This is a genomic window from Terriglobia bacterium, from assembly GCA_020072565.1.
Lineage (GTDB): Bacteria > Acidobacteriota > UBA6911 > UBA6911 > UBA6911 > JAFNAG01.
This window is the reverse complement of the sequence record JAIQGI010000007.1, coordinates 14,230-26,731: the sequence shown is the minus strand read 5'-3', so window position 1 is coordinate 26,731 and position 12,502 is coordinate 14,230. Positions and strand designations below refer to the sequence as shown.

The following is a 12,502-nucleotide window of genomic DNA, read 5'->3' as shown; positions in this document are numbered from 1 at the left end:
GTCGCAAGCTAGCTCAAGACCAGCACAGAACCGACGCCGCAGATATCCTCGATGCGCCGAATCAACTCAGGACTCGATTTCACCTTCACAAAATCAGAGGAATGGATGGTAACACGGAATTCGTCGGGATGGTACAGCTCGACTTCGACTCCGGTCTCACCCCGGTTCTCCTCCAATAGCCGGTACAGTTCACTCGCGGTTTCCGGTCGCAAGTGAGGAATCGAAGCACGGATGCAGAGCATCCTGGCGTTGCGTTCGGCGATACCGGTCAGAGGCTGTATTTCAGAACAGATAATCTTGGACGCGTTCTCGTCGACTTCAAACCTGCCGAGGATGAACACCGGCGTGTCTATTTCCAGGTACGGCGCGTACTTGGCATACGCACTGGGGAAAGCGAGCGCTTCCACAGCGCCCGTGAGATCCTCCAGTTTGAAAACGGCCATCAGTTCGCCTTTTTTGGTGCGCCGGGGACGGCATTCGGTCACGATGCCCGCGACCCTGCACTCGACGCTCGCACCTTCGCTGATCAGCTCGGCAAGGCCCTTTTTTGAGAAGCAGGCGAGTTCCTGGGGAAAACGCTCCAGGGGATGACCCGAAACGTAATACCCGAGCGTTTCTTTCTCGAATGCCAGCAGCTGCTCAGGCAGCCATTCGGAGATGTCTGGAGGCTCTGGTTCCGGGAGCCCTGCGGGACCCATCAGCTCGCTGAACAAGCCCTTCTGGCCGCTGATGCGATCACGCTGCGCCTTCTGACCCTGCTCGATGGCGGCATCGGCAAGGGCCATCATTTGCGACCGTTTCCACCCCAGTGAGTCGAGAGCTCCGCTCTTGATCAGGCTCTCAAGCACGCGCTTGTTGACGGCGCGGGAGTCCACGGCCTCGCAGAACTGGAACAGGCTGCGAAAGCGCCCATTCGCCTTGCGATGCTCCAGTATGGACTGGATGGCACCTTCGCCGACGTTGCGGATGGCGAGCATGCCGAAACGGATTTTGCCCCCCGACGAATGGAACGGGAGCTCGCTCTCGTTGACATCCGGCGGCAGGACCGGGATTCCCATATCCTTGCATTCGGCGATGTACATCACGATTTTGTCGGTGTTGCCGACTTCGCTCGAGAGCAGAGCGGCCATGAATTGGACGGGGAAGTGAACCTTGAGAAAAGCGGTCTGGTATGCCAGCAGGGCATATGCCGTGGCGTGCGACTTATTGAATCCATATTTGGCAAACTGCTCCATGAGGTCGAAAACCTGGATCGCGACCTTCTCCGGTATCTTTTTCGCCCGGGCCCCGAGCAGGAATTTGTCGCGCATGGAAATCATGACCGACGCCAGCTTCTTCCCCATCGCTTTACGCAGAAGGTCGGCCTCTCCCAGGGACAGTCCTCCCATCTTGCTCGCGATCTGCATCACCTGTTCCTGGTAGACGATGACGCCATAGGTCTCTTTGAGAATCTCCTCAAGGACCGGGTGCAGGTACTGAACGTGAACCAGGCCGTGCTTCCGCCTGATGAAATCGGGGATCATTTCCATGGGCCCCGGCCGATAGAGGGCGTTCAGGGCGATCAAGTCTTCGAAACGCTCCGGCTTCAGGCGCCGCAGCTCTGCCTTCATGCCGCCGCTCTCAAACTGGAAGATGCCGTTGGTCCTTCCGTCCGAAAAAAGGGCATACACTTCCGGGTCATTCAGGGGAATCGCCGAGAGGTCGACCTCCGTGCCGGCTTCCTCCCGAATCCGAGTTACGGCATGATCGAGGACGGTCAGGGTCGTGAGGGCGAGGAAATCCATCTTGAGCAGGCCGATGGCCTCCAGGTCCTTCATGCTGTACTGGGTGGTGAGTTCCTCCTTGTTGGACTTTGCCAGAGGGATCAGTTCCGTCAGCGGCTTCGGTGCGATCACGATGCCGGCAGCATGCGTGGAAGCATGGCGTGACAGCCCCTCCAGGCGCTTGGCGATCTCGATCAGGTTTGCGATCTGGGGTTTCTTCATCTCCTCGCGCAGGCGCGGCTCCTGCTCCAGAGCTTTGTCGATCGTGGCGTTGAGCTCGTTCGGAATGAGCTTGGCGATCCGGTCGACCTCGGCGTAGGGAATATCAAGGCTTCTCCCTACGTCGCGAATGACGCCTTTCGCAGCCATGGTGCCGAAGGTGATAATCTGACAGACGCTGTCGCGGCCGTATTTGTCCGCAACGTATTCGATCACCTGGGCGCGCCGGTTCATGCAAAAGTCCATGTCGATGTCCGGAGGGGCGATCCGTTCTGGGTTCAGGAACCGTTCGAAAAACAGATCGTACTGGAGCGGGTCGATGTCGGTGATACGCAGGCAGTAGGCAACAAGGCTGCCCACGACGGAACCGCGGCCGGGTCCGACGGGAATGCCTTGATCCCGCGCGTATTTGATCAAATCCCAGACAATCAGAAAGTAGCTCGAAAACTTCATCTTCTCGATCATCGCGATCTCGAAGGCCAGGCGCTCTTCATATGTCTGCAAAGGATTCTTGAGCGCCCCTTGCCGGGCCAGCTGCTCAAGATGATGGCGACGCCATGTAAAGCCGTCGCGCACCGCTTTTTCAAAATAGGAGTCGAACGTCTCACCCGCGGGCACGTCATAAGGAGGCAGGTGGAAAGCCGACATGTTGAGTTCGAGATTGCACCGTTCCGCGATCCGCAGCGTGTTTGTGAGCGCCTCGGGCACGTCCTTCCACAGCCGATGCATCTCAGCGCCCGATTTGAAGTAGTACTGATCGCTGGTATAGCGCATGCGATCGGTGTCCTGGACGGTCTTGCCGGTACCGATGCACAGGAGCACATCATGAGCGACGTTGTCTTCCTTGAGCAGGTAGTGCGTGTCGTTGGTACAGACCAGGGGGATTCCGGTGTTCTTTGACATCCCGATGATGGCGGGATTGACGCGCTGCTGAGCCGCAAGTCCGTGATCCTGGAGTTCGAGATAAAAGTTGCCGTGCCCGAATATGTCGCGCAAGGCGGCCGCTTCCTCGACTGCGCCTTCCTGCTGCTCCATGAGCAGAAGCTGCGACACGGCGCCCTTCAGGCACGCAGACAGGGCGATCAGCCCCTTGCTGTAACGCGCCAGGAGTTCCTTGTCGACTCTCGGCCTGTAGTAGAAGCCTTCCAGATAGCCGAAAGATACCAGCTTGCTTAGGTTGCGGTATCCGGTCTCGTCTTCGGCGAGCAGAATCAGGTGGTTGGATTGATCACTGCCGCCCGTCTTCTTGTGCCGGCTCTCCTTGGCGACGTAGATTTCGCAGCCGATGATCGGCTTCAGCCCTTTTTTGCGCGCCGCAGTATAAAACTGGATCGCGCCGAAGAGGTTTCCGTGATCCGTAAGGGCCAAAGCGGGCATCTGCATGGAGGCGGCAGTCTCGACAAGTTGCCCCAGCTTGGAAGCACCATCAAGCAGGCTGTAATCAGAATGATTGTGCAGATGCACGAAAGGCGCCGGTTCCGACACGACTCACTCCCATTCAATGGTACCCGGTGGTTTTGAGGTGATGTCGTAAACTACCCGGTTGATCCCTCGCACCTCGTTGACGACACGGTTGGCAATACGTTCCAGCAATTCATACGGCAGCTTGGCCCAGTCTGCCGTCATGCCGTCCTGACTGGTCACCACGCGCAGAGCTGCAACATTCTCGTAGGTGCGGTCGTCCCCCATGACGCCGACGCTCTGAATCGGCAACAGGACCGCGAACGCCTGCCACACGTCACGCGTCAGCCCCTGGCGCTCCACCTCCTCCTGAACTATGGCATCGGCATCGCGCAGGACGGCGAGACGTTCGGGGGTCACCGGGCCGATGATGCGGACGGCGAGACCGGGTCCGGGGAAGGGCTGTCGATGCACGAACTGCGGATCCATTCCGAGCTCAGCTCCGACTTTGCGGACCTCGTCCTTGAACAACTCACGCAGGGGCTCGATCAGCTTGAGTTCCATGGTAAGCGGCAGGCCGCCGACGTTGTGGTGCGATTTGATTACGGCAGAGGGACCGCGCACAGAGGTCGATTCGATGACATCCGGATAAAGTGTTCCCTGGACCAGAAACTTCGCATCGTCGAGTTTGCGCGCTTCGGCCTCGAACACGCGGATGAACTCCTCCCCAATGATCTTGCGCTTCCGCTCCGGATCGGCGATCCCTGCCAGGCGCGACAGGAAGCGCTCGGCTGCGGGCACTCCGATCACCTTCAAATGAAGGCCCTCGCGAAAGCTCGCCAGCACAGATTCGAACTCGTTCTTGCGCAGCAATCCGTTGTCGACGAAGAGGCAGGTGAGCCGGTCGCCGATCGCGCGGTGAACCAGGAGAGCAGCAACGGCGGAGTCTACTCCTCCGCTGAGCCCGCAGATTGCGCTGTCGGTCCCAATTCCAGCCCTTATATCGTTTATGGTCGAATCGACAAATGCCGACATGGTCCAATCCTGTCGGCAACCGCATGCGCGGGTAAGGAAATTCTCGAGAATCCTGGCGCCGTGGTGCGTGTGCACGACTTCGGGGTGGAACTGAAGGCCCCAGAGGCGATGTTTTTCGTCGGCGGCAGCGGCAAGGATGCTCCCTGAGCGAGCCAGCGGCCGGAACCGTGGCGGAAGCACCTCGACCCGATCGCCGTGACTCATCCAGACTTGAAAGCGCGGCGGCAGCCCGGAGAGGACATCATTTTGTTCGGTCACCTCGACTATGGCCTTGCCGAACTCGCGCTGATTTCCCGGGACAACTCTGCCGCCCATGCTGTCGGCCATCAGCTGCAGCCCGTAACAGATGCCCAGCACAGGTATGCCCAACTCGAATAACTCCGAGGGCACCCGCGGACTCTCGGCTCGGCATACAGAGTCGGGCCCGCCGGACAAAACAATGCCCACCGGCTTCATCTCCCTGGCTTTATCCAGAGCGCGGGAGAAAGAAACGATCTCACAGTACACGCTGAGCTCGCGGATGCGGCGGGCGATCAGCTGGGTATACTGAGAACCGAAATCCAAAATGAGGATGCTTTGGCGATTAATGATTATCTCCCGGGTTTTGTTTGCTACTCTCTTGCGGCCGCCATACAATATCGCAGCGACTGCGAATTTGCAATGGAGGAAGAGCCCGCCTCCAACCCCAAGCTGGGTGGTGAGGGTGATATCCCGGACCCAGAGTCGGAGGTCGGAGGTCGGAGGTTGGATGGCGGAAGTTGGATTTTCTCACCCTTGGCTTCTTTTGCTGGTGCTGATTGCGCTCATTCTGCCGTTGCTTCGCCTGCTACCCGTCCTCCGCCGGCGCGGCCTGGTCTCGTTGGCGACCTACGAGTGGATGCCGGCTTTCGCCCGAAGCTCCGCTTACCCGCTTTGGTTGGCGGACTCTTTGCGCATCGCGGCCTTGATTTGCCTGGTTTTCATTGCAGCCGGGATTCGTTCCGGCAGAGCTGTGACTGTCGAGGCGGGGCAGCCGGAAGCTCTGGTCATCCTGCTGGACGTTTCCAGCTCCATGACTGCTGAGGATTTTTCTCCGGGGAATCGACTGGAGGCGGCAAAGGAGCTGCTGACCGAGTTTGCACCCTCTCATGCAAATGCGGAGCTCGGATTGATCCTGCTGGCAGCTTCACCGCGCCTAATGTTTCCAGTCACCCCGGAAGAAGGCGCCCTGCCACAGGCTCTGAAAAAAGTGAGCCCTGCAGGCTATGGAGAGGACGGCACCGCAATAGGCAGCGGCATTGCCAGCGCCATTAATCGCCTGCGTGATCTGCCGTGGCGCCGGCGCCGGATCCTTCTGATCACCGACGGCGTCAACAATCGTGGCGCGCTGGCACCCGCGGATGCCGCGCGCATCGCCGCCAGCATGGGGGTCAGGATTGACACGGTTGGAATCGGAACGGATTCCGTCTTGCGTTACTGGGTCCCCTCCCAGCAGGGGCCGCCCGTCGAAGTGAATGCCCGCATTCAAATCGACGACAAAGCCCTTGAGGAAGTATCCCGGATCACAGGCGGCAACTACAAGCGTGTGACGAACTCCGACGAGCTGCGCGGTGCGCTGAAATCGCTGGAACCAGGCGGCCGGCAGATTCCGGCCGATGTTTCGGCGCGACGTGATCTCTCCCCGGTGCGACTCCTCGCGGCGGTGTCGGTTGTGTTCATTGTGGTCGAATTCGTTTTGACGCGATTCGCGTACCCGGAGCTGCCGGGTTGATTATGATTTCAGCGGATTTGCGGTAGAGCCTTCGGAGCGCCGCGCCGAGGCAGCGTAGTGATAAGGAAGCCATGTACTGGAGGTACCCAAATTACCTTTGGGTGGAAATCGTGCCCGTGATCGTGATCATCGCCTGGGCGCTTGCAGAGTGGATCCGTCACCGGCATTTGAAGGAATTCGGGGACCCTCGTGTCCTGGGTATCTCGATCCGATGGGTGCCGCGGATTTCGGCACTCCTTTTGCTGGCGCTGGGACTTGGATCCGCTGCCTCCTTGATACCGCTGCCCGCCGCAAACCGGGAAAAATCCGTCTCAGAAGTTCCCGAGATCGTAATTCTGCTGGATGCGCAATCGATGGATCCTCCCGGAGATCAGCTTTGGGAAGCTCTCGACCGTGCGATTCAGACGATCCTCGAACAAGCCCCCGGCTGCCGATACACGGTGCAATCGGTGGGATGGCCGCCGGAACCACTGGTTTATCCGACGATAGATGCGACCGGACTTCAGATCATTGTCTCACGGCTCCGGTTCGAGTCTCAGCGCGGATCCAGGCTCGGCTTGTCCGAGATCCTCGCCAGATATGACAGCCGCCAGCAGGCCGAACCGCACAATTCGCATTTTGTGGTCGTTACCGCATCGCCGGCCGAAGATGTCGAGCGCCTGCCGCCGATGCGGCGGGCCGGGGCGCCCCAGGTTCTCTTCGTGCGCCTGTCCCGCGGTGATGCGCCCACGCAGTATGGGTACCGGGCCGCGGCTGGAGACTGGACCTGGAGCACGCGCGCGATAGAAATCCGCAGCCGCCTTAAGGCGGATTCCCGACAATTACCATTAGGGCGCCTGAGCCTGGCCCAATGCATTGCATTGCTGGCGGTAGTCCTCTTGGGCGCGGAGTATGTCTGCAGCCGCGCGGCCCGCTCCAGCACGGTGAGGAGTTGATTTGTTCAAGCTGAGCCTGCTTTTGCTTGGAGGAATCTGGACGATGCTGCCGCAGCGTATCGGCGTGCAGGGACCTGCCGCCGATTCGTCCCAGACCTTTGTGTCGCAAATCGCGCCGGACCTGGCGATTGTCACAGAGGTAAGTCTGGATAAGCCATATGTGGGCCAGCAATTCAGTGTCATCTATAAGCTCCGGGCACAGCATCCGCCTGCGGCTGTTGACATCGATCCTCAGCAGTATCCGGGGTTCTGGACGGAAGTTGTCCCTCTCACTCAGGACTCAGCTTCCGCCGCGCGTGCACTTAAGGGGCAAGAGGCCGTCGACTTCCTGCTGCGGCAGGTCACTGTCTACCCGCTCCTGGAAGGTACACTCAAATTGCCGCCGCTGTCGGTGAAAGTAAAGAGGTCGGGACGCCTTTCCGCGCAACGCGATGATTGGGATGTGGTCGGCGCATCCGTCCCGGTCGATGTCCAGGCGATTCCGCTTCCGCCCGGCCCGCGACCCGGCCCAGGTGCCGCCTTTGTAGGAAGTGTCGAGGGGAGCCTGAGTCGCGAGGGCGAAGGGCAATCTGCAATTGTGCTCGAAATGCAGGGGACTGCCAATCTGGCGCTGTTCCGCCCGCTCGACTGGCTGCCACGGCCTGCAGGTGTGAGCCTTCACGCACGGCTTGCAGCCGCGGAGAATCTGGCCCAGATTGTTGATCGAGAAGGGAAGCGCCAGCTCCTGCTTTTGCAGCGGCAACGCTGGGAGATCAGTTTATCCGGCGGCGAACCGGGGAGGAGCATCGAAGACCTGTACCTGCCCGTGTTTGAGCCCCACGATAGGATCTGGAAGACGCAGCGCATCGAGGGCATTAAACTCCGGAATTCGGACTCCCCGGCGCTCGCGGCAACTGGCCCCGGAGTCTCAGGTTCCGCTGAACCTGGCATGCGGTCGCGGTTTATTCAGTCCGCAGGCGCTCGTTGGGTGATGGGCATTGCCGGGTTTGCCGCTATCCTGGCGCTGGTGCTCTGGCAACGCAGAAAGCGCCTGCAGCGCGAGCAAGGAGGGGGCGAAAACCTGGCTGCGCTCGAGAGGAAACTCCGGACCTCACCCCGCGCATTTCTCGACAGTGCCCACAAGATATTGGAGAAATGGGCGGCGGAGAGGCAACGCAGCCACGATCTCGGTTTGCAAGAAACGCCTCTGGACCGCTGCTGGGCCTCCGTGCAGCGCTACCGTTTTAACCTGGAACCGCTGCCCGCCGAGGTCCGCGATGAGATCCTGCAAGCGATCAGACAGATCCTTCAAACGTCGCAGGGTACAGAAATGCACCCGCATCGCTGAAACCGGCAGGCGCCGGAATCCAGCTGTTTTTAGCCCCACGTCTTTGCGCCGTTGAGGTATGCTTTGTCTCCTTCATGACGGCATCGCCACGGGAGGTTCAATGGAGCTGTTTGCGGCTGCGGTTCTGGGGATTATTCAGGGCTTGACCGAGTTCCTGCCTATCAGCAGTTCGGCACACCTGATTCTCGTTCCCTGGATACTCGGATGGAAGCCTGAAGGGCTCATGTTCGATGTCTCGCTGCATCTGGGGACGGCCGTCGCGATCCTCGGTTACTTCTGGAAAGACTGGGTGACACTCGCCAGGGAGACCATTTGCGGCATTCATGCGCGCGCGCCGTTCGGCAATGCGCAGAGAAGATTGGCATGGTTTCTGATCGTCGGGACCCTGCCTGCCGCGCTGGTCGGGCTCCTTTTCGAGAAGTCTGTTGAAGAGACATTGCGGTCGCCTCTGGTGACGGTCGCTACTCTGGTTGTACTCGGCATAGTGCTCTTCATCGCCGATCGCCGGAGCCGGCGGCAGCGTTCACTGGAGACGTTTACCTGGGGAGATGCGATCTGGATCGGTTCGAGCCAGGCTCTCGCGCTGATTCCGGGAGTGTCCCGCAGTGGCATCACCATCAGCACCGCGATGTTGCGGGACGCAGATCGTACATCTGCGGCGCGGTTTTCATTTCTCTTGGCGACCCCCATAATCGTCGGTGCCGGAATGCTCGAAGGATGGCATCTGATCAAGGTCGTCCGTGGTTCCGCCCTGACAGTCTCAGGCATTCCGGCGAGTCCCCTGGAGGTCAAGTGGTCGGTGCTGGCAATGGGAGTATCCTGCGCTGCAATCACCGGCTTTCTATGCATCCGCTACTTTCTACGATACCTGCAGTCCGGGAGTTTCATCCCTTTCGTCGTCTACCGCTTCATTCTCGCCGCGGTCGTACTCCTGTTTTACTTTCAGTACTTGTGATCGAAGTCGTGTGACGGGATACCCATGTGCATGCGCAGAACCCCATTCCAGACCTGCTATTTTTGGCTCTTTCTCTTTTCTTTGATGATATCGAGGATTTCCTTGATGCGGCGTTCCATTCCCTGATCGGTAGGGTGGTAGTATTGTCGGCCATGGAGTGATTCGGGCAGGCATTCCATATCCGCCACCTTGCCTTCCAAGTCGTGAGCATACTGGTAGCCCTTTCCGTAACCGAGCTCCTTCATCAGGCGGGTAGGCGCATTGCGGATATGCAGCGGCGGCGGCTCGTTAACGGTCTTCTGAACATCGGTCTCGATTTCGGAATAGGCAGTATAAAGCGCATTGGATTTCGGAGCGACCGAAAGATAGACGGCCGCTTGCGCCAGCGCCAGTTTGCACTCGGGCAAGCCGACCAGGCGCACGGCCTCGGTGGCGTTCAAAGCCACCTGGAGGGCGCGGACATCAGCCATGCCCACGTCTTCCGAGGCGAAGCGCACCATGCGGCGCGCAATGTAGATTGGATCTTCCCCGCCTTCGAGCATTCTCCCCATCCAATAAAGCGCCGCATCGGGATCGCTGTTGCGCATGGACTTGTGCAGCGCGGAGATCAGGTTGTAATGTTCCTCGCCGGCCTTGTCATAGCGGAGGATCTTCTGCTGCAGAGCCGATTCAAGATCGGCGGCTGTCAGCGGCGGCACTTGCGCATGAGGGCGGCTGTAAGCAAGATCGACGGCGATTTCCAGGGCGTTGAGGGCGATGCGGGCATCCCCGTTGGCATAAATGGCGAGCCGGTGTAAGACATCTTCCGCGATCTCCACAGGACGCTCGCCCAGGCCGCGCTCGCGATCCTCGAGGGCGCGCAGCAGAATCTGCTCCACATCCTCGACGGTGAGCGGATTGAGGACGTAGACTTTGGCGCGCGACAGCAACGCGCTGATGACTTCAAAAGACGGATTCTCGGTTGTCGCCCCGATCAGGACTATGACGCCTGACTCCACGTAGTGCAGGAAGGCGTCCTGCTGCGCCTTGTTGAAACGGTGGATTTCGTCGATGAAAACGATGGTTCTCCGGCGCGTCTGTCGAAAGTGCGTTTCCGCCTCCGCCATGACCGCCTTGATTTCCTTGATGCCGGAAAGGACCGCGCTGTAAGCGACGAATTCAGACTTGCTCTCTCTCGCGATGATGCGGGCGAGCGTCGTCTTTCCTGTTCCGGGCGGTCCCCAGAGAATGAGGGAAGCAAGCTGATCGTGCTCGATCATTTCCCGCAAAACTCGTCCTTGGCCTATCAGGTGCGGCTGACCGACGACCTCATCCAGAGTGCGCGGCCTCATCCGTTCCGCAAGAGGCGCTGCGGGCGAGCCAGGAGGTTCCGGAGGTCGCGCAAACAGCCAGTCACTCATCCCGGGCCTCCATGGTGATGGCGCCCGATGCGACGGATCGCTGCCGGAATGCCTCGTACAAAAGGACAGCTCCCGCGGCCGCCACGTTAAGCGACTCCACGCCGGCGACCATGGGAACGCTGAGTGACGGAATGTCATTCCACTCCGCCTCCACCAGGCCGCGCGCCTCATTGCCCAGAAGGATCGCCGTCGACCCTATGAGCTCGGTGGTCCAGCAAGGGCGCCTGGCTCGGGCATTTGCCTGGTACATGGCGATCTTCTGCAGGCGGCAGTAATCGAAAAACTCCGCCGGATCAAGGCCTTCGACGAGGGGGATGCGGAAGAAGGCACCGGCGCTGGCTCGGATTGCCTTTGGATTCCGCGCAGACACGGTTCCCACGGTGGAGCACACAAACGAAACTCCTGCGGCGCGTGCGGTCCGCAGCAGGGTTCCGAGGTTGCCCGGATCCTGAATTCCGCAAAGGCATAGAATCAATGGATGCGGCTCAATTTTCAAGGCGGCCAACGGGACGACGGGAACTCGAGCCAGCGCCAGTGCGCCCTGGGGCGCAACCACGTCCGAGAGCCCTTTCATGAGCGCCGCCGCAGCGCAGCGCACCGGAACATTTCTGCGCGACCAGGCTTCGAGCAATGCCCGCGAGCGTGAGTCACCTCCGAAGCCTTCGCCGACGAGAACAGCCTCCAGCGGGCATCTCGCATTTGTGGCTTCTTCGAGTACACGAAGCCCTTCCGCTATCACAAGTTCTGCAGGAGCCCGGCGCCCCTGGGCCGCCACCAGGCGAATCGTTCGCACGAGCGGATTGTCTTTACTGGTCAGTCTGGGAATCATTCGAGGCCCATTCACCGCACATGGAGGAGATCAATGCAGACACGCACCGCCGACAAACACAAATGGATGCAGACCAAATCTGCCTCCTGTCGGTTTAACGGCCCGTATCGGCGGTTCCCTTCAGGAAGGCCGCTCGCGCGTTTTGCGCACTTCCCCAAACGACTCGTTCCACCGGAAAGTTGCCGTTGTGCATCAGCGCCTGTGCCAGGGAACGGGCCGCCGGCTCATCAGAATCTGAGTCCGCCTTGTTGATGAACGGAATGATGTGCATGCCGGGCTTCCAGCCTTTGCACACCCCGTGCGGATGTAAGAGAATCGAGGCCGCCAGTTCTGGAACCAGTCTTTCTCCGGCCTGCAGTTTGAAGCGTTTGGAGGCGAGTTCCCACCGGAATAGAGTCTGCGGGCCCAGCGGCTGGTTCAGACAGTCAAGCCCGATCACCGGCACCAGATAGTTGGCGCTTGCCATCAGCACGGGCTCCCCTTCGCGTGGCATCTTGAGCGACATGCTGCGCGCGCCGTCGGCCTCATTGAGAATGAGAGGAAAAAGTACCCTGTCCAGGCGATCGGCAAAGCTGCGTTCCACACCACGCAGCAAGTCCGGCGCGCTGGACAGCCGTGTAACCACAAACTTCCGTCCACTGCACCAGCTGAGCACCGCACGTTCAAGCAGCATTTCGAGGTACGCCTCGTTGTCGCTGGAAATGACGACCAGACCTTCCAACGGGTGCGGCGGGTGAATACGCGTCGTGGTGGTATAGATGACCGGAACTGACTCGGAAAACTCGTCCAGGAGCTTGAGGATTAAGCTTGTCTTGCCTCCGCCTCCCACCAAGTTCACCCGCGCCGGCAGCGAAAATGCAAAGTTTTGAGCGAACAAGTCGTGATTCC

At 59.8% G+C, this 12,502-nt stretch carries 9 protein-coding genes; 4 read left to right on the top strand and 5 right to left on the bottom strand.

Annotated features, from left to right (window positions below; genetic code table 11):
- Positions 1 to 8: 8 nt before the first annotated feature.
- Together LAP85_05520 and guaA are read right to left on the bottom strand one after the other, a co-directional pair.
- Positions 9 to 3,467 (bottom strand): DNA polymerase III subunit alpha, encoded by a 3,459-nt coding sequence (locus LAP85_05520; protein MBZ5495841.1) that lies wholly within the window; start codon positions 3,465 to 3,467, stop codon positions 9 to 11.
- Between the two features lie 3 nt (positions 3,468 to 3,470).
- A complete protein-coding gene (gene guaA / locus LAP85_05515) occupies positions 3,471 to 5,006 on the bottom strand; it encodes a glutamine-hydrolyzing GMP synthase (GenBank protein ID MBZ5495840.1) in 1,536 nt (511 codons plus the stop codon).
- Between the two features lie 160 nt (positions 5,007 to 5,166).
- Here guaA and LAP85_05510 point away from each other — a divergent pair, with 160 nt between their 5' ends.
- The 4 genes from LAP85_05510 to uppP all read left to right on the top strand — a co-directional run bounded on the left by LAP85_05510 (position 5,167) and on the right by uppP (position 9,385).
- A complete protein-coding gene (locus LAP85_05510) occupies positions 5,167 to 6,168 on the top strand; it encodes a VWA domain-containing protein (GenBank protein ID MBZ5495839.1) in 1,002 nt (333 codons plus the stop codon).
- A gap of 71 nt (positions 6,169 to 6,239) precedes the next feature.
- Entirely contained in the window at positions 6,240 to 7,103 is an 864-nt protein-coding gene (locus LAP85_05505) for a hypothetical protein (GenBank protein ID MBZ5495838.1), read from the top strand.
- A gap of 1 nt (position 7,104) precedes the next feature.
- Positions 7,105 to 8,430, top strand: a complete 1,326-nt coding sequence (locus LAP85_05500) for a hypothetical protein (GenBank protein ID MBZ5495837.1) — start codon at positions 7,105 to 7,107, stop codon at positions 8,428 to 8,430.
- Between the two features lie 100 nt (positions 8,431 to 8,530).
- Positions 8,531 to 9,385 carry an undecaprenyl-diphosphatase UppP gene (uppP, locus tag LAP85_05495; protein ID MBZ5495836.1) on the top strand — a complete coding sequence of 285 codons (855 nt, stop codon included), beginning with the start codon at positions 8,531 to 8,533 and terminating at the stop codon, positions 9,383 to 9,385.
- A 56-nt stretch (positions 9,386 to 9,441) separates the two neighbouring features.
- Here the strand turns inward: uppP and LAP85_05490 are convergent, their stop codons facing one another.
- The 3 genes from LAP85_05490 to yqeC form a co-directional block, all read right to left on the bottom strand.
- Complete coding sequence (locus LAP85_05490) at positions 9,442 to 10,785, bottom strand: replication-associated recombination protein A (protein MBZ5495835.1); 1,344 nt, start codon at positions 10,783 to 10,785, stop codon at positions 9,442 to 9,444.
- Positions 10,778 to 11,614 carry an RNA methyltransferase gene (locus LAP85_05485; protein MBZ5495834.1) on the bottom strand — a complete coding sequence of 279 codons (837 nt, stop codon included), beginning with the start codon at positions 11,612 to 11,614 and terminating at the stop codon, positions 10,778 to 10,780. Before LAP85_05485 ends, LAP85_05490 begins: the two co-directional genes overlap by 8 nt.
- Positions 11,615 to 11,708: 94 nt before the next feature.
- Positions 11,709 to 12,491, bottom strand: coding sequence for a putative selenium-dependent hydroxylase accessory protein YqeC (gene yqeC / locus LAP85_05480; GenBank protein MBZ5495833.1), 783 nt, complete (start codon positions 12,489 to 12,491; stop codon positions 11,709 to 11,711).
- Positions 12,492 to 12,502: the final 11 nt, after the last annotated feature.